This window comes from Synechococcus sp. L2F (assembly GCF_024345695.1).
Classification (GTDB): domain Bacteria; phylum Cyanobacteriota; class Cyanobacteriia; order PCC-6307; family Cyanobiaceae; genus MW101C3.
On the sequence record NZ_JAGQBP010000003.1, the window covers coordinates 38,270 to 60,685 of the forward strand.

The 22,416-nt window shown below is 68.9% G+C and carries 24 protein-coding genes and 1 tRNA gene; 11 read left to right on the top strand and 14 right to left on the bottom strand.

The features are described 5' to 3' along the window. Positions 1-8: 8 nt before the first annotated feature. The 5 genes from KBZ19_RS09320 to KBZ19_RS09340 all read right to left on the bottom strand — a co-directional run bounded on the left by KBZ19_RS09320 (position 9) and on the right by KBZ19_RS09340 (position 3,561). Complete coding sequence (locus KBZ19_RS09320) at positions 9-389, bottom strand: ribonuclease III domain-containing protein (protein ID WP_255100749.1); 381 nt, start codon at positions 387-389, stop codon at positions 9-11. 22 nt (positions 390-411) lie between these two features. Continuing rightward, entirely contained in the window at positions 412-762 is a 351-nt protein-coding gene (locus tag KBZ19_RS09325) for an STAS domain-containing protein (protein ID WP_094513062.1), read from the bottom strand. Between the two features lie 115 nt (positions 763-877). Then, positions 878-2,014: a glutamine-hydrolyzing carbamoyl-phosphate synthase small subunit gene (gene carA, locus KBZ19_RS09330; protein ID WP_255100750.1), complete on the bottom strand. Its 1,137-nt coding sequence runs from the start codon at positions 2,012-2,014 to the stop codon at positions 878-880. Beyond that, complete coding sequence (trpD, locus tag KBZ19_RS09335; protein ID WP_255100751.1) at positions 2,011-3,075, bottom strand: anthranilate phosphoribosyltransferase; 1,065 nt, start codon at positions 3,073-3,075, stop codon at positions 2,011-2,013. The genes carA and trpD overlap by 4 nt, the downstream gene beginning before the upstream one ends. Positions 3,076-3,237: 162 nt before the next feature. Continuing rightward, entirely contained in the window at positions 3,238-3,561 is a 324-nt protein-coding gene (locus KBZ19_RS09340) for a DUF3288 family protein (RefSeq protein ID WP_094513003.1), read from the bottom strand. A gap of 149 nt (positions 3,562-3,710) precedes the next feature. Here KBZ19_RS09340 and KBZ19_RS09345 point away from each other — a divergent pair, with 149 nt between their 5' ends. The 7 genes from KBZ19_RS09345 to KBZ19_RS09375 all read left to right on the top strand — a co-directional run bounded on the left by KBZ19_RS09345 (position 3,711) and on the right by KBZ19_RS09375 (position 7,722). Continuing rightward, positions 3,711-5,459 carry an ABC transporter ATP-binding protein gene (locus KBZ19_RS09345; RefSeq protein ID WP_255100752.1) on the top strand — a complete coding sequence of 583 codons (1,749 nt, stop codon included), beginning with the start codon at positions 3,711-3,713 and terminating at the stop codon, positions 5,457-5,459. A 123-nt stretch (positions 5,460-5,582) separates the two neighbouring features. Next, entirely contained in the window at positions 5,583-5,846 is a 264-nt protein-coding gene (locus KBZ19_RS09350) for a hypothetical protein (protein ID WP_094513001.1), read from the top strand. Between the two features lie 25 nt (positions 5,847-5,871). After that, a complete protein-coding gene (gene msrA, locus KBZ19_RS09355) occupies positions 5,872-6,630 on the top strand; it encodes a peptide-methionine (S)-S-oxide reductase MsrA (protein ID WP_261346436.1) in 759 nt (252 codons plus the stop codon). 72 nt (positions 6,631-6,702) lie between these two features. Continuing rightward, a complete protein-coding gene (locus KBZ19_RS09360) occupies positions 6,703-7,059 on the top strand; it encodes an MliC family protein (protein WP_233133014.1) in 357 nt (118 codons plus the stop codon). Positions 7,060-7,064: 5 nt separating this feature from the next. Beyond that, positions 7,065-7,265: a hypothetical protein gene (locus KBZ19_RS09365; protein ID WP_094512999.1), complete on the top strand. Its 201-nt coding sequence runs from the start codon at positions 7,065-7,067 to the stop codon at positions 7,263-7,265. Positions 7,266-7,267: 2 nt separating this feature from the next. Further along, on the top strand, positions 7,268-7,633 hold the full coding sequence (locus tag KBZ19_RS09370) for a hypothetical protein (protein ID WP_255100753.1): 366 nt from the start codon (positions 7,268-7,270) through the stop codon (positions 7,631-7,633). A gap of 15 nt (positions 7,634-7,648) precedes the next feature. Next, positions 7,649-7,722, top strand: a tRNA-Pro gene (locus KBZ19_RS09375). 202 nt (positions 7,723-7,924) lie between these two features. Here the strand turns inward: KBZ19_RS09375 and KBZ19_RS09380 are convergent. The 5 genes from KBZ19_RS09380 to KBZ19_RS09400 form a co-directional block, all read right to left on the bottom strand. After that, positions 7,925-8,998, bottom strand: coding sequence for a CHAD domain-containing protein (locus KBZ19_RS09380; protein ID WP_255100754.1), 1,074 nt, complete (start codon positions 8,996-8,998; stop codon positions 7,925-7,927). 21 nt (positions 8,999-9,019) lie between these two features. Beyond that, a complete protein-coding gene (corA, locus tag KBZ19_RS09385; protein WP_255100755.1) occupies positions 9,020-10,123 on the bottom strand; it encodes a magnesium/cobalt transporter CorA in 1,104 nt (367 codons plus the stop codon). Between the two features lie 271 nt (positions 10,124-10,394). After that, positions 10,395-11,426, bottom strand: a complete 1,032-nt coding sequence (locus KBZ19_RS09390; protein ID WP_255100756.1) for a PstS family phosphate ABC transporter substrate-binding protein — start codon at positions 11,424-11,426, stop codon at positions 10,395-10,397. 218 nt (positions 11,427-11,644) lie between these two features. After that, a complete protein-coding gene (locus KBZ19_RS09395) occupies positions 11,645-11,899 on the bottom strand; it encodes a hypothetical protein (protein ID WP_094512991.1) in 255 nt (84 codons plus the stop codon). A gap of 109 nt (positions 11,900-12,008) precedes the next feature. After that, positions 12,009-13,001 (bottom strand): 3'-5' exonuclease, encoded by a 993-nt coding sequence (locus tag KBZ19_RS09400; RefSeq protein ID WP_399220145.1) that lies wholly within the window; start codon positions 12,999-13,001, stop codon positions 12,009-12,011. A 180-nt stretch (positions 13,002-13,181) separates the two neighbouring features. On the opposite strand from KBZ19_RS09400, the gene KBZ19_RS09405 reads away from it, so the two are divergent. Beyond that, a complete protein-coding gene (locus tag KBZ19_RS09405) occupies positions 13,182-13,649 on the top strand; it encodes a peroxiredoxin (RefSeq protein WP_094513059.1) in 468 nt (155 codons plus the stop codon). 35 nt (positions 13,650-13,684) lie between these two features. Continuing rightward, a complete protein-coding gene (locus tag KBZ19_RS09410; protein ID WP_255100758.1) occupies positions 13,685-14,494 on the top strand; it encodes a DUF1350 family protein in 810 nt (269 codons plus the stop codon). Here the strand turns inward: KBZ19_RS09410 and KBZ19_RS09415 are convergent. Together KBZ19_RS09415 and acs are read right to left on the bottom strand one after the other, a co-directional pair. Next, positions 14,443-15,405: a hypothetical protein gene (locus tag KBZ19_RS09415; protein WP_255100759.1), complete on the bottom strand. Its 963-nt coding sequence runs from the start codon at positions 15,403-15,405 to the stop codon at positions 14,443-14,445. The two genes, KBZ19_RS09410 and KBZ19_RS09415, sit on opposite strands and share 52 nt — an antisense overlap. Before the next feature lie 21 nt (positions 15,406-15,426). Continuing rightward, the gene (acs, locus tag KBZ19_RS09420) at positions 15,427-17,391 is read right to left on the bottom strand and encodes an acetate--CoA ligase (protein WP_255100760.1); all 1,965 of its coding nucleotides are present in this window, start codon (positions 17,389-17,391) and stop codon (positions 15,427-15,429) included. A gap of 382 nt (positions 17,392-17,773) precedes the next feature. On the opposite strand from acs, the gene KBZ19_RS09425 reads away from it, so the two are divergent. After that, positions 17,774-18,424, top strand: coding sequence for an HAD family phosphatase (locus tag KBZ19_RS09425; protein WP_255100761.1), 651 nt, complete (start codon positions 17,774-17,776; stop codon positions 18,422-18,424). Between the two features lie 111 nt (positions 18,425-18,535). Here KBZ19_RS09425 and KBZ19_RS09430 read toward each other — a convergent pair whose 3' ends face one another. Together KBZ19_RS09430 and KBZ19_RS09435 are read right to left on the bottom strand one after the other, a co-directional pair. Further along, a complete protein-coding gene (locus KBZ19_RS09430; RefSeq protein ID WP_255100762.1) occupies positions 18,536-19,762 on the bottom strand; it encodes a hypothetical protein in 1,227 nt (408 codons plus the stop codon). Positions 19,763-19,812: 50 nt separating this feature from the next. Then, entirely contained in the window at positions 19,813-21,390 is a 1,578-nt protein-coding gene (locus tag KBZ19_RS09435) for an iron uptake porin (RefSeq protein ID WP_255100763.1), read from the bottom strand. Between the two features lie 227 nt (positions 21,391-21,617). On the opposite strand from KBZ19_RS09435, the gene KBZ19_RS09440 reads away from it, so the two are divergent. Then, the gene (locus KBZ19_RS09440) at positions 21,618-22,376 is read left to right on the top strand and encodes a prohibitin family protein (protein WP_399220132.1); all 759 of its coding nucleotides are present in this window, start codon (positions 21,618-21,620) and stop codon (positions 22,374-22,376) included. Positions 22,377-22,416 lie beyond the last annotated feature (40 nt).

A 22,416-nucleotide genomic window follows, 5' to 3' on the forward strand; every position in this document is an offset into this window, starting at 1 on the left:
GCAAGGGGTCAGGGGTCGGTCTGTTCCAGATGATCCAGCAGCTGGGCGAGCCGTCCGGGATTCCGTAAAAAGAGCCAGCCCACCATTGTCTCAAACCCTGTGGCCTGTCCGTAGCGTCCCGGATCTCCCCGGCGAGGACCACGGCCGGCTTTGTTGCGGCCACGCCGCACCCATTCCCGCTCTTCCGGCTCCAGCAGCGGCTCGAGCCGCTCCAGCGCCCGCGCCTGGGCATCGGCACGCACTTCCTCCACCACGGCCCGGTGCAGCACATCGCTGCGGCCGGGGCTGCGGCAGTGGCGCAGACGTTGATGCAGTTCCCACACCGCATCGCCCAGCCAGGCGAGCTGGAGGGGCCCCAGCGCCTCGGCTTCCGCCGGTTGCAGGCGCATCAGCCAGCGGACGGCCTCGGAATCAGGCGGTGGCAAGGGCACCCAGTGCCGTTTCCAGATCGGGCTGCAGGTGCAGGAAGCTTTCCAGGCGCACCAGTTTCACGGTCTGGATGACGCGGGCGTTGCCCACCACCACGAACTGGATGTTGGCTTCGGTGCACTGCTTCGCCAGCTGCACCAGCACGCCGAGGCCGGAGGAATCGATGAAATCGATGTGGGTGAGATCCAGCAGCAGCGGCAGCTTGTTGCTGCCCATCTGTTCGGTGATGAACTCCTTGAACTGCTTGTCGGAATAGGCGTCGAGCTGGCCAGTGAAACTGCACAGCAGGCAGTTTTCGCGACGCTCACAGCCGCCCCGTAAGGAAACGGTCAGTCGATGCAGTTCTGGAATCGCCCCAGCCCTCGATGCGAAACGAGCGACCGAAGTGTAATGAGCGATGGCAAGGCCCAGACCGCTCGCACACAAAACCGGAACACCCGCCGGTCGATCAGGCGCGGCGTTCAGCCATCAGGGCCACGAAGCGGCCGAAGTGGTGGTCGGCGTCGTGGGGGCCAGGACTGGCTTCCGGGTGGTACTGCACGCCGAACACGGGCCGGTGGCGATGGCGCAGGGCCGCCACCGTGTTGTCGTTGAGGTTGGTATGGGTGATCTCCACCTGTGCCGCATCCAGCGAGGCGGCCGCCAGGGCGAAGCCGTGGTTCTGGCTGGTGATTTCCACCACCCCATGGCCGCCGCAGGGATGGTTGAGGCCGCGGTGGCCGTAGCCGAGCTTGTAGGTGCTGCCCCCGAGGGCCAGGCCGAGGATCTGGTGGCCCAGACAGATGCCGAACACCGGCAGGCTGGGTTGCTCGATCAGCCCCGCCGCCAGCCGGATGCCGCTCTGCACGGCGGCCGGATCTCCGGGCCCGTTGGAGAGGAACACCCCCTCCGGCTCCTGGGCCAGCACCTCGTCAAGGTTGGCGCCCGCCGGAAGCACCGTGACCGTGCAGCCGTGGGCGCTGAGCCGCTCCAGGATCGCCCGCTTGATGCCGAAGTCGATCGCTACCACCCGGTAGGGCTCAGCCGGCGCCACCTGCTGGCGCTGATCGAAGCCGGCGCCGCAGAGCTGCTGCCACACGTAGCTGGTGGGGGTGCTGACGGTTTCCGCCAGGTTCAGGCCTTCCATCGAGGGGCTCCGGCGCACCTGCTCCAGCAGGGCGGCGGCGGCGGTGCCATCGCTGCTGATCGCGCCGTTCATGGCACCCCGCTCCCGCAGGTGGCGCACCAGCGCGCGGGTGTCCACGCCGGCGATGCCCACCACACCGTGTTCCGCCAGCCAGTCGGCCAGCAGGCCTTCAGAGCGCCAGCTGCTGGCCACCGGCGCCAGCTGGCGGGCGATCACGCCGCGCACCTGCGGGGTATCGGCCTCACGGTCGTCGGCGTTCACGCCGGTGTTGCCGAGCTCCGGGTAGGTGAAGGTGACCAGCTGGCCCGCGTAGCTGGGGTCGGTGATCACCTCCTGATAGCCGGTCATGCCGGTGTTGAACACCACCTCACCGATGGTGGTGCCCACCGCACCGAAGGCCGTGCCCCGCAGCACGGTGCCATCGGCGAGCACGAGCAGGGCGGCGGAGGGGGCGGTCAAGGGGCAGGGGTAGCGCTGGTCTGATCATCCTCCTGCGCCAGGACTGCACGCAGGTCCTCGAGCCGCTGCCACGGGGCCGGGCCCGCCAGCGCCGCCAGCGCCTGCGCCAGGCCGTCCTCCACGCTCTCGGCCCTGGCAGCGGCCCAGAGCACCAGCGCCGTGTTCAGCGCCACCACGTCGCGCTGGGCGCTGCTGCCCTCCCCCTGCAACACCGCCGCCAGGATGCGCTGGTTGGTTGCCACATCGCCGCCGGCCAGCGCCTCGATCGGCGCTTCGGCCAGCCCCAGGGCGGTGGGATCGAGGCGGAGCGAGCGGATCTGCCCCTGCTCCACCAGGCGCAGCTCGCTCGGACCGGACAGCGAGGCCTCATCGAGACCGCCATGGCCGTGCACCACCACCGCCCGCTCCAGGCCGAGGCGGCAGAGGGCATCGGCCATCGGATCGAGCAGGTCGGCGCGGGCCACGCCCAGCACCTGGGCTTCCGGCCGCAGCGGATTCACCAGCGGGCCGAGCAGGTTGAACACCGTGCGCACGCCCAGACGGCGGCGGATCGGTGCCAGCCCCACCAGGGCCGGATGCCAGCCGGGCGCGAACAGAAAGGTGACACCGCTCTGCGGCAGTGCCCCCACCACGGTGGCGGCCGACGCCTTGAGGTTGAGCCCCAGCGCCTCCAGCACATCGGCGGAGCCCACCTTGCCGCTGGCGCTGCGGTTGCCGTGCTTGGCCACGGTGGCACCGCAGGCCGCCGCCACGAAGGCGACCGCCGTGGAGATGTTGAAGCTGTCGGCCCCATCCCCGCCGGTGCCGCAGGTATCCACCAGGGGAAGATCGGGGCGGGGGCAGGGCAGGGGTGCCGCCTCGCGCAGCACCGCGGCCATGGCCGCCAGTTCCCCGCCGCTGACCCCCTTGCTGCGCAGGGCCGCCAGCAGCGCACCGGTGAGTTCCGGTTCGATCGCCGCGGCGATCCAGCCCTCCATCAGGGCGGTGGCATCGGCATCGGCCAGCGGCTGGCCCTGCAGCAGGGTTTCGAGCAGCTGGGGCCAGGAAAGGGTGGAACGCATCGAGCCTGAGACGTGGTGGCCTTGTTGCGGGGAAAGGGCGCCCGGCCAGAAAAAAGCCCGGGTGCAGGACACGCCGGGCCAGGTGATGGGGACGCTCCCACTATCACCTGAGAAACGCGAATCCGCTGATCATCGGAGCACACTGAGACCGATTCCCGTCGTTCAGGGCGTGTCCTGCGCGGCGGTGTCGAAGCCGCTGCCCACCGCCTGGCCCTCGGCGGCCGCAACCGGGCCGGGCCGGTAGCCGCCTTCCCACAACGCCCGCGTGCGGCGGTGCAGCTCCTCGCGGTTGAGGCCCCAGTGGGCCAGGGTCTTGGTGAGATCGGCGCGCAGATCCTCGGCGCCGGGAAAGCCGTCGTAGCGGTTCAGCAGGCGGGCCAGATCCACCAGCTGGCCGTCGCCGGGTTGGTCGCTGGCCAGCAGGCCGTCCACCACCTGGCGATCGGTGCCATACAAAGGATGCGACTGGCTCTCGGGTGACGGCATGGGTAGGGGTGTGTTCGGGGCAGGATGAGGCGCTGTGTGCGGCGGTGCGGGCGGGGCGGGGTGCTGATCTCCGCGCGGCCCGGCTCGAAGGCCTGCCACTCTCGCCTGGCCGGCGCGATCCGTAGGTTGGAGCCATTCCACCCCCCGCCATGGCCGCCATCCGCCTGGGTCTGATCTGGCGCTACCTGCGCCCCCACCGGCGGGTGCTGCTCGGCGGTGTGCTGGCCCTGGTGGTGGTGAACCTGCTGAGCGTGGCCATCCCGCTGATGGTGCGCGGGATCATCGACGACCTGCAGGACGGTTTCGCTGTGTCCTACGTGCTGAGGCAGGCCGGCTGGATCGTGCTGCTGGCCTCGTTGATGGGGGTGGCGCGCCTCGTTTCACGCCTGCTGGTGTTCGGCGTGGGGCGCCAGGTGGAGGCCAGCCTGCGCCAGCGGGTGTTCGACCACATGCTGCGCCAGGAGCCCGGCTGGGTGCAGACCACCGGCAGCGGCGAGGTGATCAGCCGCTCCACCAGCGATGTGGAGAACGTGCGACGCCTGCTCGGTTTCGCCGTGCTCAGCCTCACCAACACGGCCCTCGCCTACGCGCTCACCCTGCCGGCGATGCTGATGATCGACCCGCTGCTCACCCTGGCGGCGGTGGGTCTGTACCCCTTGATGCTGATGGTGGTGCGTCTGTTCGGCGGCCGCATGATGCGGCAGCAGCGGCGCCAGCAGGAGTGCCTGGCCAGCCTCAGCGACCTGATCCAGGAAGACCTTTCCGGCATCAGCGCCATCAAGATCTACGGCCAGGAGGTGCACGAGCAGACGGCCTTCGGCGAACGCAACGGCCGCTACCGCGACTCGGCCCTGGCCCTCTCCCGCACCCGCAGCACCCTGTTCCCGCTGTTGGAAGGCATCTCCTCGATCAGCCTGCTGCTGCTGCTGGCGATCGGCAGCGGCCAGCTGGAAAGCGGCCGCCTCAGCATCGGCAACCTGGTGGCCCTGATCCTGTTCGTGGAGCGGCTGGTGTTCCCCACCGCCCTGCTCGGCTTCACCCTCAACACCTTCCAGACCGGCCAGGTGAGCCTGGAGCGGGTGGAGGAACTGCTCGGCCGCCGGCCACGGGTGGAATCCCCGGCCGATCCGGTGCCTCCCGCCCGTGAGCGCCATGGGGCTGTCGAGGCGCGTGGTCTCACGGTCCGCTACGACGACGCCCACCGCGAGGCCTTGAGCGACGTGAGCTTCCGCATCGCCCCCGGCGAACTGGTGGCGGTGGTGGGTCCGGTGGGCTGCGGCAAAACCACCCTGGCCCGGGCCTTAGGCCGCATGGCGGAGGTGCCGTCCGGGCAGCTGTTCATCGATGGCGTCGATGTCACGGCTCTGTCGCTGGCCGACCTGCGCGCCCAGGTGGCCCTGGTGCCCCAGGAGGGCTATCTGTTCACCGCCACCCTGGCCGACAACCTCCGCTACGGCGACCCCGACGCCAGCTTCGAGCAGGTGGAGGAAGCGGCCCGCGAGGCGCGGCTGGAAGGCGACATCCGTGGCTTCCCCGATGGCTACGGCACGCTGGTGGGGGAGCGTGGCATCACCTTGAGCGGTGGCCAGCGCCAACGCGCGGCGCTGGGCCGGGCGCTGCTGGTGGATTGCCCCCTGCTCGTGCTTGATGACGCCCTCGCCAGCGTGGACAACAACACGGCGGCGGCGATCCTGCAGTCGATCCGCGCCCAGCACGGCCGCACGATCGTGATGATCAGTCACCAGCTCTCGGCCGCCGCCGCCTGCGACCGCGTGCTGGTGCTGGAGGACGGGCGGCTGGTGCAGCAGGGCCAGCACGAGGATCTGCTGGCCCTGCCCGGCACCTACCGCCGCCTCTGGGAGCGGCAGCAGGCGGAGGTTCAGCTCCAGTTGGCCTGAACCGAGCCGCTCAGCTGCAGCTGGCTGAACCAAAACGAGTTGTTGAACGGAGCAGACAACCTGCCCCGGGGCGGCTTAGCTGGGGGCCGGGATCTCCCGGCCGCCAACCGTTCCCTCGTCGTCATGGATCCCCTCAAGGGCTACAACCTGCGCTGCACCCTCACCTTCGGCGATATCTACGGGCAGGTGCTGGTGTGGATGCTGGTGATTTTCGTGAGCCTGGCGGCAGGCCTCGCCTTGATGGGCTCCAGCAAGCCGATCTTCGCCCTGGTGGGTGTGGGCGTGATCCTGGTGCTGTCGCTGCCCTTCCTGCTGTTTGCGTTCACCACCACGCTGCTGAACCACATCGCCCTGCTGCCGGCGGCGGACACGGAAACCCCTGCCTAGGCTCCGTTCAGCTTCCAACGACCCGTTGTTCGGACTCTTCACGACCGGCACCAGCAGCCCAAAGCAGCGGATCGTTTCCGCCACGGAGGCCCTACCCGGTCGGACCACGCCGATCCCCACCGCTGAACGCCACGTGGTGCTGGGCACACCGCTGCAGGCACCGCTGCAGGCCCATGAACAGGAAGCCAGCTTCGGCTGCGGCTGTTTCTGGGGCGCGGAAAAGGGCTTCTGGCGCCTGCCCGGCGTGGTCACCACGGCCGTGGGCTACGCCGCCGGCCACACCCCCAACCCCACCTACGAGGAGGTGTGCTCCGGCCGCACCGCCCACACCGAGGTGGTGCGGGTGGTGTGGGACACCCGGCGGGTCGATTTCGCCGATCTGCTCAAGCTCTTCTGGGAATGCCACGACCCCACCCAGGGCCTGGCCCAGGGCAATGACACCGGCAGTCAGTACCGCTCGGCGATTCTCTGCACCACGCCCGAGCAGCTGACGCTGGCCGAGGCCAGCCGCCGCCACTACCAGGAGCAACTCAGCGCCGCCGGCTTCCCGGCGATCACCACCGAGATCCTGATCCACAAGCCCTTCTATTTCGCCGAAACCCACCACCAGCAGTACCTGGCCCGCCCCGGCAGCCGCCCTTACTGCTCCGCCCGCCCCAGCGGTGTGCGGCTCACCGCCTTTGCCGGCGGCAACTTCCTGCTGGCGCCCGAGGTCTGGGCGCAGTACGACTGGTCGGTGCAGCACTGCGTGCTGCGCAGCTCCAACGAGCCGATCCGCCTCTGACCCAGCCTCTGGGCTGGCCCGAGCGGTTCGGCGGCCCTCCTCGACCCTTCGCTTCCACACTGGTTCTTCCCGATGACGACCGGACCCGCTGCCAGATCCGCTGCCAGCCTCCTGGCGGCCGGCCTCAGCGCCACCGTTGTGGTTCCGTTGATGCCGCCGGTTCTGGCGATGAGCTCCCCTTGGTGGGAGCACTACGAGATCCGCGAGAGTTTTCTCTGCCGCGACCAGGGACGCCTCGTGGTGGAGCGCAATGACGCTCAGGCCTCACTGATCAGCGGCGGTTCCCGCGCCACCTTGTTCCGGGAAACCTCGCCGCTGCCGGGGGTGCGCTACGGCGACGACAACCTGCGGTTGATCCTCAGAGGCGATGAGCTCACCGTGGAGCGGCTGCCGCAGCGCTTCTCCTGCTTCCGCACCGATCAGGCCTGACACCGATGGGTTCCCTCTCCGACCGCACAGTGATCGTGTCACTGCTCTGCACCCTGGGCCTGGTGTTTGCCCTGGTGTTCTGGTACGGCAAGCTCAACCCGGCGCCGGAGGCGCCGCTGCTGTGGAAGGAGGCGCCGCCATCGCGAAGCACCCCCGCCCCCGGGCTGGAGCCGCGCGTGCCCCGGGCCAACGGCAGCGTGATCTGAGCGTGGTCGATCCCCCAGGCGAGCCCCAGGGCAAGCGCAAGCTTCACCCCCTCCCCCGCGGCCTCGTGGAGCTCTACGGACTGCTGGCAGTCCTGTTCGTTCTGGTGCCGGAGTGGATGGCCGGGGGAGCGCTGCTGGGCCTGCCTGGGGCCTCGGCTGGCGACCCGATACCCGTGCGGGCCAGCGCCTGGCGGCGGGTGCCGGAGCTGCGGCTTGCCTCCCTCTCCCTGGCGGAACTGCGCCACACGGCGCGCCGGCTGCGGCTGTGGGGCTATGCCGGTGCCCGCCGTGAACAGCTCAACGCCCGGGTGCTGCGGCGGCTCAAACGCACCAAGCACTGGGAGCGCTGGCTGCCACCGGAGCTGTGATAGTTTCCATCTCGCCGGGGCGTAGCGCAGCTTGGTAGCGCACCACTTTGGGGTAGTGGGGGTCGTGGGTTCAAATCCCGCCGCTCCGATCGGTCCACCTCCGTTCTGTCGTTGAACCAGCCTCAGGGCCCACCAACAGCAACACGAACGTTCTTCTACCGCCGGCCATCAGGCCGGCTTTTTTTTGGCCATTCGGCCAGCTTCTCTCTCACGACCGCCAGCTGCGGCCGCTGCCACCGGCTTCAGGCGCAGCCGCCGGTTTGCTTGCTAAGCGAACATCCACCTCTCTCCTCAGGTCGCAGGCAGGCGACTGGCATCGAGCAGGATGGCCTGGAGCTCCTGGCGGGCGGCGGCGCCGTGCAGCGTGCCGGCCAGCTCCCGCCAACCGCGCCATTGTTGCGCCTGTGCCCGCGAGATCTCCGCCTCCAGCCCGGGCAGGCTGATTTCCGGCTGGCCTGGCCGCTGCGGATCGAACAGCCCCTCGCTGAGCACCTGCAGGTCGTGCAGTTCGCCCAGGTGATCCTGGGCCTGACGCAGCAGGGCGATCCAGCGGCTCAGAGACGGCCCCACCAGCTCTTCGAGAGGCTCGAGGGTGTAGCGCAGGGCCTTGAGGCGCTTGCGCAGCTCGTGCAGGGCCGGATCGTGGGGATCGGTGGCGAACCAGCCGTCATGCAGAAACAAGCTGGCGGAGGCCGCTGCCTGCCATTCGAGCAGCCAGCTGCGCAGCGGCTGCTCCCCCAGCGGGGTGAAGCGCGGCTGGGCCTGCCAATGGTGCAGGCGTGCCAGCAGCTTCAGGTAGGGGCCACTGCGCAGCGCCTCCTCCAGCCCCTCGAAGGCCTGCCGGCGCTCCCGCTTCAACCGCTTCAGCACCGGCCGCAGGGCTTTCTGCTCCGCCGCTGGCAAAAGGGGCATCAAGCTGCCGTGCAGCCGCTGCTGCAGCACGTCGAGGTCGCGGGTGAGGCCGGTATGGCGCGCCACCTTGGCAATGCGCCGATCGCTGATCGTGTCGGGCAGCACCAGCGCCGGGGCGAACTGCTGCAGCACCGTGCGCAGGCGCCGGAGGCTCACCCGCAGCTGATGCAGGGGTTCGGGATCGTGGTCGGCGAGCACGTCCGGTTGCAGCTTGCCCAGCCGGCGGGTCTGGCGCTGGATCAGCAGGGCGGCATGGGCGCCACTGCTGCTTAGCGGCTGCACTTCGACAGCAGCACCGTCTGCGTCGGCGGTGTTGTCACGTTCATCCGGCGAGCTGCCGGACTCGTCGTCGGTCGTGGGTCTGTCCGTCCTGTTGTTCTTCATGGTGTTGATCTCGGCATCCATCACGTCACCCATCACGCTCTTCATCACGGTGGTCCTCACGCTGTTCATCACGGGGCGGGAGCTTGCTTGTCAACGCCGGCCGGTTGTCCAGTCCTGGAACCAGCCGCGGCGCCACAGCCAGTAGCTCTGCAAGGCAGCCACCAGCAGCATGAACATCACAACTGCAGCGTAGCCAAAACGCCACTGGAGTTCCGGCATGTTGACAAAGTTCATGCCGTAGATCCCAGCGATGAAGGTGAGCGGAGCAAAGATGGTGGAAACGATGGTGAGAGTTTTCATCACCTGGTTCATGCGGTTGCTGATGCTGGCCATGTAGGCCTCCGTCACGGAGTCGCATTGGCGCCGCACTAATTCACACGCTTCAAAGATCAGCCCCACCCGTTGTTCCATGTCCTGGAAGCCATGCAGGGCATCGGGTCCGAGCAGGCGCTGGTTCTGACGCAGCAGCACCATGATCTGGTGGCGCAGGGGCCACACCTGACCCCGGATGTCACGCAGGGTGTTCCGGGCGGTGTAAGCGCGGTTGAGCAGTGTGGGTTTGGGCCGCATCAATGCCGCTTCCTCCAATTGCTCCAGCAACTCCGAGAGTTGCTCCAACAGCGGAAACAAGGAATCCAGTAACTCGTCGATCAGGAAGTGGAGGATGTCGTCGAGATCTTCCTTGGCTGGAGCGGGATCCAGGCACGACAGCCAGTGCGTGAGTTCTGGAAAGGAGCTGGGCTTGGGCACCTCCTCGATGCTGATCAGCAGTGTGGGCAGCAACAGCAGCCCGATCTGCTCGCCGATCAGGCGGTCGGGCGTGTCGGCAAAGCTGAGGCGGTGCAGCACGGCCAGCACCATGTCGCCGGAGGAGTCGACCCGTGGTCGTTGGGGCAGATCCAGCAATGGCGTTTGAAAGTGCTCCGGCACGCCGAGCCGGTCGAGCACCGAGCGGATCAGGGCCTGGTTGCCCATGCCCTGCACCCGCACCCACAGGGGCAGGCCGCGCTCCAGCAGCACGTTCAGCTCGTCGAGTTGCAGCCCGTCCCGTTCTTCCAGGCCCGAGGGGTGGAAACACAGCACCGACAGGCGCGTCGGCGCCCTGCCGCCATGGATGAATAACTGGCTGGGAAGCTGACCCGGCCGTTCGCCCAGGCGTCTGGAACGCAACCGGCCTGGATCGAGTCGGGTCATCCCTGCGTTCTAGCGGTCGTGGTGCCGCCAGGGAAAGGGGCCGGTGGTTGCAGCCATTGCTCCAGCCCCACCCCCGTGGCGAGCACGGTGGCCTGAATCAGCAGACACCAGCCGACCTGTGCGCGGCGTTCCCAGAGCAAACCGATCATCGGAGCAGCGCAAGGGTTGGCATTTCAGCGGTGATGGCGGCTGGCAACTGCCTGCTGGGCCATGCCCCGGGGCCTGGGGCAGCACGCTGGCCGCCGGCGTTCCGGCGCCAGCGCCCCCGACCTCAGCGGGCCACCGGTTGGCGCAGCTGGCTGAAGCTGCGCGCCAGGGCCTGGCCGATCGTGAGCCCCACCGGCAGGTCTCCACCGAAGGAGGTGCCGAGCACATTGCGGTAGAGCTTGGTTTCCACCAGCCGGTAGGTGGCATCCGGCAATGGCACGAAGCGGGCCTGCTTCACGTATTGCGGGCCTTTCTGCAGGTAGAACTTCACGAAGCGCCGCACATCATCCTGCCCGCGCAACATGCTGTCGTTGATGTAAATGAACAACGGCCGTGACAGCGGGCTGTAGCGCTCGTTCTGTACATTCACCACCGAAGGGCTCACCAGTCCCTTGCGGCCATTCACGGCCAGGGCCCGGAGCTTGTTGGTGTTGGAGGCATACCAGCCGAAGCCGAGGTAGCCGAGGGCTTGGGGATCCTTGGCGATGCAGTTCACCACCACGGCATCATCTTCGCTGCTTGTGTAATCACGGCGAGAATCGCTGGCGTTGCCGTTGATCGCCTTGTTGAAGTAGTCGAAGGTGCCCGAATCCTTGCCGGGTCCACAGAGGCGGATCGGTGTGGCTGGCCAGGCGGCATTCACCTGGTTCCAGCGCATGATCTTGCCTTCGGCGCTGCGGCGCCACAACCGCGACAACTCCGTGGTGCTGATGGCCTTCGCCCAGGTGTTGCGCGGGTTCACCGCCACGGTGAGCGCGTCGAAGGCGATTGGCAGTTCGATGAAGTTGACCCCCCGGGCGGTGCACGTCTTCAGCTCTTCGCTGTTGATCGGCCGGGACGCGTTGCTGATCTGCACCTTGCCGGAGCAGAAATCGCGGAAGCCTGCACTGGTGCCCGTTTCCAGCAGCTCAAAGCGCACATTGGCGCCGGCGCTCGTGCCACGGAAGGCGCGGATCACGCCGCCGGTGATCGGGAAGACCGTGCTGGAGCCGCTGATCCGGATCGTTCCGCCCTTGGGAGGTGAGGGAGCGGAGGCTTCAGCGGAAGGGAGGGTCACGGAGCCTCCCACCAGGGCGGCAAGCAGGCAGAGCGCCATGCCGCTGCGTGCGCCTCTCCCGCCGCTGGTCCCGGAGTGCTGCGCGGGGCGGCAAGGGAGGGTGGATCGCCAGGGCATGGAGAAGGGAACCGAGCGCCTCACTCTGCGCAGAGCGGCACGGGGGGAGGATTAAGCGACGGTTAGGGCTTGGTCATCATCCGCCGCAGTTCTGCCAGGGCCCTGCCGATCCTGTGCTGACACCCTGCTCCTGGCCCGGCTCAGTTCAGGCGGGTGCGGGCCCGGTAGCCCCCCAGCCAGCGGTTCACACGCGGGCGCAGCGAAGGAGGAACTTCATGCAGCAGCTGGTCGAGCTCCAGGGCGCCGAGGCGCCGCAGGTCGCGCACATCCACATGCCAGAGCGCTTCGGCCTCGCGCACCAGCCGGGCCCAGGTGCGGGCCCGTTGCCAGCGGCGCAGTTGCCACCGTTTCGGCACCGGCGGGCCGGCGCCCTCAAGCAACCGGGGAATGGACATCCGATCACAGTGCTCTTTCACCAGCTTGTGTGGGCGTTGGCCTGATTGGGCGAACGCAACAGGAGACTTCCGCTTTGCCACGCACACTGCTCGCCGATTGACTGACCGCTCAGGCGGCGGTGCTGTTGATCGGGTGGGCGATCGGGCTGCCGCTGCTGCTGCCAGCGAGGGGTTCCACGGGTGCCACGGGAAAGCCCAGGCCCGCTGCTTCCCGCTCGCTCAGGCGCCGGGTCCAGGCTTTGGGGATGGGGTCGTTCCAGCGGAAGCCGGCCTGCCGGGCGCGGTGGCGCTGCTCGTAGGGCAGCTGGGCCCGGTACAGACGCCGTGGCTCCAGGCCTGCCAGCAGCAGCTCTTCCAGGTCGTCGCAGCGGGAAAACACCTGGGCCAGGTAGATGCAGTCGGTGAGGGCCCGGTGTGCGGCCCACACCGGCACCCCGTAGGCCAGCGCCAGATCCCGCACCGACGGCGTCGCCCGCAGCTGCCGCTCCGACGGCCAGCGCAGATCCTCCATGCTGCACAGCCAGGGTTTCGCCAGTGCGGGCAACACGCCCCGCCCGAACCACTGGCGGTCGAAGCTGGCGTTGTGGGCCACGATCACATCGGCGGCCTCCACCAACGCGCGGAAGTAGGCGAGCGCGTTGTCCCACGGTTGGCTCAGCCGGGTGACGGCAGCGGGGATCCCGTTGATCGGCGCAGCCGGATTGCTTTCGCAGGGAAGCAGGAAGGAGAGCTGGCTGAGAACGGCGCGGGTGGGGACATGGAAAAGGATGGCTCCGACCTCGATGCAGTGGTCCTGCTGCGGGTCCAGCCCGGTGGTTTCGGTGTCGAGGATCAGCAGCTGGGTGGGGCAGCCTGCCGCAGCACCGGCCGGCCGCTCCGCTGCCGCCAGGGGATCCGTGGTGGCGGCCAGGGGCGGCAGGCTGAGGCGTGGCTTGGCTGTGCTCGTGGGCTCCGCTGCAGGCGGTTCTGCAGCTGCAGGCCTGGCGGGAGCCCTGGGTGCGGCCCCTGCTGCCGGGGCGGCTGCAACGAGATCCAGCAGGCTCACCTGTTCCCAGCAGCCGGGGGCCTGTGGGCCAGCGGCCGGGTCGTGGCTCGACCCCATCGGCGCTGATTCCATCGGCGGTTCTGCCATCGGGAGGGACGCTGCGGGGCGGGTGCCATCGATCGATGGCCTGCGGCGGATGACCCTGGTCATGCCCAGGTTGCTGCCATGTTCCCAGCCCGCAGCCGTCCCGCGCCAGTGGGCCGCGTTCCTAGGGTCGGGCCAGTTGCAATGGCGTGCGTGGCCCGTGCCCTTCAGGTGGGTGATCCGATCCCTTTGATCGCCCTGACCGACCAGGACGGGGTGGAGCGCCGCAGCGACCAGCTCGGCGGCCGGCCGCTGGTGCTGTTCTTCTATCCCAAGGACGACACCCCGGGTTGCACCGCCGAAGCCTGCGCCTTCCGCGACAGCGAGGCCGAACTGGTCGCCCTTGGCGCCGTGGTCTGGGGCGTCAGCGGTGATGACGCCGGCAGCCACAGCCGCTTTGCCGCCCGCCACCGGCTCACCTATCCCCTGCTGGTGGATCAGGGCAATGCCCTGCGCCAGGCCTTCGGTGTGCCCGGCGCCCTGCTCAACCTGCTGCCTGGCCGTGTCACTTACGTGATCGATGGTGATGGCGTGGTGCGGCACATGTTCAACAACCTGCTCGATGGGGCCGCCCATGCCCGTGAGGCCCTCACGGCGCTGCGGCGGCTGACGGTGGCCTGAGTGGACGCGCCCGTGCAGCCTCACCGGGCCGACCCATGAGCCGCTGGCAGCAGCAGGGTCCGCTCTGGAGCCTCGCCCCGCCCACCGCTGAAGCCTTCCCCGGTGGCGCGCAGGTTCCGCCCATCGGCGTGGTGGAGTTCATCGGCGGCACGGTGCTGGCGGCCAGCCCCCAGCTCAGCTACCGCCGCCTGCTGGAGGCGCTGGCGCTGCGGGGGCTGCTGGTGCGCGCCTGGAGCTACGTGCCCGGCTTCGATCACCAGGCGCAGGCCACCGAGGCCTGGCGCTGCTTCCGGGCGGCCCGCAGCATGGCCACTGCTCGTCCCAATCCTGGTGTCGCTCCCTCCGCTACGGCCCCGTTGCCGGTGCTGCGGCTCGGCCACAGCCTGGGCTGCAAGCTGCACCTGCTGGCGCCCGATGGCGGCCGCGGTTGCCGTGGTCTGGCGGCGATGAGCTTCAACAACTTCTCCGCCGATCGCTCCATTCCCCTGCTTGCCGACCTTGCCCCCCGCCTGGGCCTGCGCACCGAATTCAGCCCTTCACCGGAGGAAACCCTGCGGCTGGTGGGCCTGCATTACCGCCAGCCGCGCAACCTGCTGATCCGCTTCGGCACCGATGCACTCGACCAGAGCCGGCGGTTGATCGGCGTGCTGCAGCAGCGGCCTGATGACGCCTCCACCCTGCTGGAGCGGCCTGGCGATCACCTCACACCCGCCAGTGCCGGCCTGCGTCAGAACCTGCTGGGAGCCTGGGCCGATGACCCGGCCCGGCAGCGGCAGATCGATCGGCTGGCCGATCAGCTCACCGACTGGTGGCTGGGCCCGACCAGCCAGGACTCCCGTAGCTGAGCGAGAGGCTGCTCCACCCAGGCCCAGAAGTCCCAGCTCGGAGCAAAGAGATCGAGGGGCATGGCTTCCCCCTGCGCCCAGGCGTGCCAGAACGCCTCAGGATCCAGCGCCCCGTGCGCCGATCGGGCCACGTCGTTGAGCTGGGTGTCGAGATGCCAGGAGAAGATCGCCGGCAGCACATGACCGGAGATCGGATGCCGCGGATGCATCGCGGCGGTGAAGGTGGACACCAGGATTTCGCCGTGGGGCGTGGTGTCGTAGCCGGTGAGCACGTGGCAGGTGTCGTGGGGGGTGGTGAAGCGTTCGTTGAGAGCCCCCGGCTCCCCCGGCATGGCGTAGCCGTTGCGCTGGAAGTGGTCGTGGAAGGCACGCCCGAGCCGGTCGTGCGGGAGTGTGCCCAGTGCCCGGTACCGCGCCGCCAGGGCCGGATCCGCCCCTTCCCCCTGGTACGGCTGCAGCCAGGCGGCGATGTCGGCTTCCGGGCTCCAGGGGGAGCCGGTCAGGGAGCTGAGGTTGTTGCGGGCCATCAGAGCCAGCGCCTCCTGCAGATGCCCCTGGGCGGCAGCGGCGATCTCCTCCATCGAGGCGGTGTGGATGCCGAGAGCCGCCGCGTAGGCGAGCACGCGCTCGATGCGGTCCGGGTCCAGCCGGTCGCCGAGGAAGGCCATCACCGTGAGGAAGCGGATCGCCTCCAGGCGCAGGGCCGCCGGCTGCAGGGCCGCGGCCAGCAGCGCCGGGCTGGTGGGTGGAAGCGGGCCTGGCAGTCCTTCAGCCCCGAGCCGGAAGATCCAGTGGCCGGCCGCCGCCACCGCGGTCGCCGCGGCCGGCGGCAGTTCTCCGCCGCAGCCGCCCACATCCGCCATGGCGGCGAGGATGGCCAGGGATTCCTCCCGGTTGCTGGGGATCCGCATGTCGGGGTTCCGGTGTGGCCCTCAGACCCGCAGGGCATCCAGCACGGAGCGGTCTTCCAGGGTGCTGGTGTCGCCGCTCACTTCTTCGCCGGCCGCCAGAGCGCGCAGGATGCGGCGCATGATCTTGCCGCTGCGGGTCTTGGGCAGGGCATCGGTGAAGCGGATCTCGTCGGGGCGGGCGATCGGGCCGATCTCGGCGCCCACGTGGCGCTTCAGCGCGGCGATCAGGGCCTCGTCGCCGCTGGTGCCCGCATCCAGGGTCACGAAGGCCACGATTCCCTCCCCCTTGAGGTCGTCGGGCCGGCCCACCACGGCGGCTTCGGCCACGGCCGGATGGCTCACCAGGGCGGATTCGATCTCCATCGTGCCCAGCCGGTGCCCAGACACGTTGATCACGTCATCGACGCGGCCCATCACCCAGAAATAACCATCGGCATCGCGGCGAGCGCCGTCCCCGGCGAAGTAGACCCAGCTGCCGTCCGCCGGCCGGATCGCTTCCCAATAGGTTTTGCGGAAGCGTTCCGGATCGCCGTGGATGGTGCGCAGCATCCCTGGCCAGGGGCGCCGCACGGCCAGGTAGCCCCCCTCATCCACATCAGCACTGTTGCCGTCCATGTCCACCACATCGGCCACGATGCCGGGCATGGGCAGGGTGGCGGAACCTGGTTTGGTGGGTGTGGCACCCGGCAGGGGGCTGATCATCACCCCGCCGGTCTCTGTCTGCCACCAGGTGTCCACCACCGGGCAGCGGCCATGGCCGATCACCTCCCGGTACCACATCCAGGCTTCCGGGTTGATCGGTTCGCCCACGGTGCCGAGGATGCGCAGGGAGCTCATGTCGTACTGGTCGGGCACCTCACGGCCGTTCTTCATGAAGGCCCGGATCGCAGTGGGCGCCGTGTAGAAGATCGTGACGCGGTGCTTCTGGATCACTTCCCAGAAGGCGCCGGGCTTGCTGGGCCGTGGTGCGCCTTCGTACATCACCGTGGTGGCACCGGCCGAGAGCGGCCCGTACACGATGTAGCTGTGGCCCGTGATCCAGCCCACGTCGGCGGTGCACCAGTGGATGTCGTCCTCGCGGATGTCGAACATCCACTGGAAGGTGATCTGGGCCCAGAGGTTGTAACCGGCGGTGGTGTGCACGATGCCTTTCGGCTTGCCGGTGGAGCCTGAGGTGTAGAGCACGAACAGGCGGTCTTCGCTGGCCATCGGCTCGGCGATGTGCTCGGCGCTGGCCGGCTCCACCCGGTCGTGCCACCAGTGGTCGCGCCCCTCGGTCATGGCGGTGGGGGTGCCCGTGCGCTTCACCACCAGCACGTGCTCCACGCTGGGGCAGCCTTCGGCGAGGGCCTGGTCGACCGCCGGCTTGAGCGCCACCGGCTTGTCCTTGCGGAAGCCGCCATCGGCGGTGATCACCGCCTTGGCCTGGCCATCGATCAGGCGGTCACGCAGCGCTTCGGCCGAGAAGCCGCCGAACACCACCGAATGGGGAGCGCCGATGCGGGCGCAGGCCAGCATGGCGATGGCCGCTTCCGGCACCATCGGCATGTAGAGCGCCACCAGATCGCCCTTGCCGATGCCGAGGCCCAGCAGGGCATTGGCGGCCTTGCACACCTCGGCGTGCAGTTCGGCGTAGGTGAACCGCCGCTCATCGCCGGGTTCCCCCTCCCAGATCAGTGCCGTCTTGTGGGCGCGGGGGCCATCCAGATGGCGATCGAGGCAGTTGTAGGCCACGTTCGTGGTGCCCCCTTCAAACCAGCGGGCGAAGGGCGGGTCGCTCCAGTCGAGAACGCTCTCGAAGGGCTGGAACCAGTGCAGGGCTCCCCGCGCCTGCTCGGCCCAGAAGGCGTCCGGGTCGGTGTCCGCTGCCTCTGCCAGTTGCCGGTAGGCCGCGAGGCTGCCGACCCGGGCGCTGGCAGCGAGGGCGGCGGGGGGCTCGAACACCCGGCCTTCCTGCAGCACGGATTCGATCGTGACCTCGCTCATCGCCATCGGTACCAGGGCCCCCCATTCAAGCGGCCGCTGGTGGCGTTGCCGCTCTGGCGTCGCACGGGCTGGATTTCAGCAACACGCGGCTGCTGTTCGCCGAACTCTCTATTCGTTGCGCTGGTCGTTGCGCTGGCTTGACTGAAGCTCCACGTTGACTTCAACAAATTCTCGCGTTGAGCCTCGACGTGGCTTCACCTTGCGTCCTCACCAGTTAGGGAAGCTCTGGGCAACACCGAACAGCAAAAAGGAGCGGTGGCGAAGTGTGCAAATTGAACGGTTTTGTGCGTGGCACGTCGTGAATCGGGCAATGTCCGCCTGCGCAGGCCCTGATGCCCCGCCAGCCTGGGCGACTGGTCTTGGTAGCTGGGAAGATGGCGCCATGACCCGTCCCGCGGCCTGCCTGTTCGATCTCGACGGTCTCCTGCTGGACACCGAACCGCTGCATGCCCAGGCCTGGCAGGCCGCCGCCGCCCACTTCGGCCGCAGTCTCCGGCCGGAGGAAGTGCTGGCCCTGCGTGGTCGCCGGCGCCTCGATTGCGCCGATCAGGTGCGCCAGTGGATCCATCAGAGCGGTGGGCCTTCCCTGAGTACCGCTGAGCTGCTGGAGGTGCGCCAGCCGATCGCTGAGGCCCTGTTGCCGCAGGCCGCAGCCATGCCGGGTGCCCAGGCGCTGGTGGAGCGTTGCCATGCCCTGGGCATACCCATGGCCCTGGCCACCAGCAGCTCCCGTGAGGCGGTGACCCTCAAGAGTCAGCCCCATGCCTGGCTGCAGCTGATCGAGCGGCGGGTGCATGGCGATGACCCGGAGCTCCTGGCTGGCAAGCCGGCCCCCGATGTCTTTCTGCTGGCCGCCCGCCGCCTCGGTGTCGACCCCAGTGACTGCTGGGCCTTTGAGGATTCGATCGCCGGTGCTTGCTCGGCCCAGGCGGCAGGCTGCCAGGTGCATGTGCTGTTGCCCGACGATGGGGTCTGCGCCCAGTACCCGCCCGAGGTGATCTGTCTGCAGTCGTTGGCGGAGCTGCGGCTCTGAGCCTGTGGAAACCCGGAGGTGCGGGGACGGTTGAGCGGTGGTGCAAAGGTTGAGCGGTGGTGCAGGTGATGTTGGCGATGCCCGTGGCGCGGCCCCGGGACGGCTCCACGCTCAGGCCGGCGGGGCCGGTGGCCTTTTCTTTTCTGTCTCGATCCGCTCCACCAGCTTGAGCATCCAGGAGCCGGCCCGGCCCGTTTCGCCCAGTCGCTGCTTGAGCTCCAGCAGGGCGGCCGCCCGCTGCTCCTCCCGTTCGCTCTCGGACGGAATCGCATCGCGGTAGGGAATCTGGGTGCGCTGCTGCAGCCACTGGCCAAGGGCGCGTGGATCGGCGGGATCCCTGATCGCACTTTCAAGCGTGAGGGGTTTGCTCTCGGAGCGCAGCCCCTGCAGCTTGTACCAGCGGTCCCCGTCGCTGTCGGTGCTCTCCACCAACTCCAGGGCGTCCAGCTGGGCCACCTCACGCACGGAGCGGCCGAAGCGGCGCTGCACCACCAGCTGGTGGCGCTCCAGGCGCAGCTCTCGCCGGCCCAGCAGCAGCCAGACCGTTCCCCAGCCGCAGCCCAGTGCCGGCAGGGCCAGGAAGGCCACCACTGGCCACAGGGATGGGTCGGCCAGGGCTGACCGGCCCAGCAGGCCCAGCAGCGCCAGCAGCAGCAAGGTGATCACGGCCGTGATGGCCGTCTGACGCCGCCGGACGCGGAGCGTGGGCACCAGCAACGGGGCGTCGCAGAACGCGGCCTCCAGCTCCTGCCATTGACGCGGCAGCTGGGCCGTCAGCGGCTGGGGCAAATCAGTGGCCACCGGATCCGCCGGCGCTGCTGGATCGAGAGCGAAGGCTGCGTTCAATGCGGCGGCGGCCTGCTCTCGTTCGCCAGCGGTGCCCAGCCGCGTGAGTTCGATGACCCGGTTCTCGAGTTCTGCCACCAGCGCACTGGGCTGCTGGTGGCGGCTGCGCACCGCGCAGCGGCGGATCTGGCCCACCCCGATGCGCTGCCGGCGCACGAACGGGCCCAGCCGCGTGTGCAGCGTCAGCACGTCGTCGGTGACAACCAGCCGCTCATCGGCCCAGAAACAACGCAGCCATTCGCGTATCGCCATCACCCCTCCCAGGGTCCAGAGGCTCACCCACAGCAGCAGGAAGGCGGTCACCGCTGCGGCCTTCCCCACGCTCATGTCCATCGGGCCGGCCCCGGTCCACTCCCGCAGCAGACGGCTGAGCGTGAACAGCGCGAACACTTCCCCGGCCGCCCAGCCGCCCAGCCAGAGGGTGAGGAAGCCCCCCACCGCGAAGCGCGCGGGGCCGCGGGGGCGGAAGTGAAAGGTGAGCGTGGCGGGCATGGCCGTGGGTCGCGCGTGGATTCGCCGGCGTGCGGTCTGGCCGGTCGGGTTCAGAACTGGAAGCTGGTGGTGATCAGGGCGCCGAACTGGCGGAACTGCTCTCCTGCGGGGGTGTCAGCGCCGAGCGGCCGGCTGAGCAGAAACAGTGCCGGGGTCACGGCAATCCTGTCGCTGACCTGCAGCCTGTACCACCATTCGGCCACCAGATTGCTGTCCTGGCCGTCGCCGCCGCCGACCAGCCGCGTGGCCACGATCGGTTGCCCCACGGCCATGCCGAGCACATTTCCCTTGCCCAGCACGTCGCTCCACTGGAGGCCCACCGCCCACGACTGGCTGGTGGCCACGAGGCCGTTGCTGCCCCCAGTGCCACTGTTGCTCAGCCCACTGCTGAGGCCGCGGCTGGAATAGGTGGTGCTGTTGAGGCCCCAGCCGGCGCTGATCGAGGGCCACCAGCCCGCCCGTGACGGCTGCCAGTAGCCGCTCAGGCCGAAGGCCTCCGTGGTGCCCGGGACGCTGAGGCTGGCGGTGGTGAAGGGGCTGGCGGCACCGATCAGGCCGTTGGTGTTCTGCAGGCGGGTGTACACCGCCGCCACGGCCCAGGCCTTGTGCCCGTAACCCACCTGAACGGTGCCGGTGGCGCCGGCGTTGGCGGTGCCGAACCCCCCCTGCCCCGCATTGCCGGCATTGCCACTCGCGGCCACGTAGTTGGCGCTGATGCTGAAGCCCCGGCGGGCCCACCACAGGCCCACGCCTGCCCCCAGGTTCTCGCTGTAGGCGGCTGGAGTCCCGGCCAGGGTGAACAGGTCGAGCACGGCTGAAGCCGGGTAGACGCTGGGCCAGAGGGCGAGCATGTCGTCCTGCTCGACGCGGCCGCCGATGGTGGCGGTGAAGCCCGCCCCCAGGGGGAACTGATAGAACGCGCGATCGATCGCCAGCGCGTTGCCGCAATTGCTGACGTTGAAGCCGCAGTTCTCCTGAAACGCGGCGGCGAGGGTCGAGAGGTTGCTGGGCCCGGCGCCACCGAAGCTGCTGGAGGCGAGGTTGCCCGCCCGCAGCGTGGTGCGCAGCAGGTCCTTGCCGTTGAAGCTGGTGTCGGCGATGAGCTGCAGGTCGTAGCTGAAGCTGGCGGCACCGAAGGCCTGCCGGTTCTGCTGTACCAGCCCTGCGGCGGAGCCACTGAAGGCGTTGGTGCCCAGCACGAAGCTGGCCTGGCCGCTGAGGGTGGTGGTGGTGGAGAACGCGGCGGCTTCCAGCGCCCGCAACCGGGCCTGCTCGTTGCCGAGCTGCCCCTGTAACACGGCCAGTTCGGCGGCGAGCTCGTGCTGCAGTTGCTGCAGGTCGCCTGTCGCCGGCGCCAGTTGCTGAAGGCAGGCCTGCAGCATGGCGGCCGCGTTCCAGCGGCTCAGGGCCCGCTGACCCCCGGCTGTTGTCGGCAGTCTGTTGGTGCGGCACCCCTGCGATGCCATCAGGTCCGTCAGGGCCGCCTCGGTCCGGGCGATGGTTTCGGACGGGGCGGCCACAGGTGCCGCCTCCACAGGAGCTGCGGTCGCCGGCGCCCCTGCTGCCGAAGCCACAGCAAGCGACCACGGAACGAGGCTCAGCAGGCCAAGCGGGACGGGGCGCGGCACCGGAGGCAGCACTGTGACGCCCATCATCGGCGGTTGTTCAGGTCAACGCTTCCCTTTGTTCAGCGCCTGCCGGTGTTGGCAGCCTGCCGGCGGCAGGATCCTGCTGGCGGCGGGATCCCGGTTTCCTGCTTCGCACTCCCGCCACAGGCTCCCCCTAGGGTGCGCACTCCCCACGCCCCACCACCATGCAAGGCTCGATGCGACCGGCCGGTGATGGCCCGGGCGCCATGTTTCAGCTGCTGATCGCCGGCGCCGTGGCGCTGCTGATCCTTTTCACCCAGACGATCTTCATCGTGCCGGCCGGCAACGTCGCCGTGGTCACCACGCTCGGCAAGGTGACCGGCAACCAGCGCGACCCAGGCCCCAACCTCAAGATCCCCTTGATTCAGGCCACCTCGTTCTTTGATGTGCGCACCCAGGTGCGGCCGGAGCAGTTCTCCACCCTCACCAAGGATCTGCAGGTGATCGAGGCCACCGCCACGGTGAAGTACGCGATCAAGCCCAGCGAGGCGGCCCGCGTGTTCGAAACGATCGCCACCGATAACTCCCAGATCTATCCGCGGGTGATCCAGCCCTCGTTGCTCAAGGCGCTCAAATCGGTGTTTTCCCAGTACGAGCTGGTGACGATCGCCACCGAATGGAACGACATCTCCGCCCTGGTGCAGGAGAAGGTGGCGGAAGAACTCAGCAAGTTCAACTACGTGATCGTGCAGGGCCTCGACCTCACCGGTCTGCAGATCGCCGAGGAATACCGCGCCGCCATCGAACAGAAACAGATCGCCGAGCAGCGGCTGCTGCGCGCCCAGACCGAAGTGAAGATCGCCGATCAGGAGGCCAAGCGCTACCAGATCCTCAACTCCAGCCTCGATGACCAGGTGCTCTACAAGCTGTTCCTCGACAAATGGGACGGTCAGACCTCGGTGGTGCCCGCCCTGCCCGGCACCGCTCCAGGTGGTGGCACACCGGTGATCGTCAGGGGGCGCTGAAGCCTTCTGAGCCCCCGTCAGCACGCACTCAGCCGTCTGC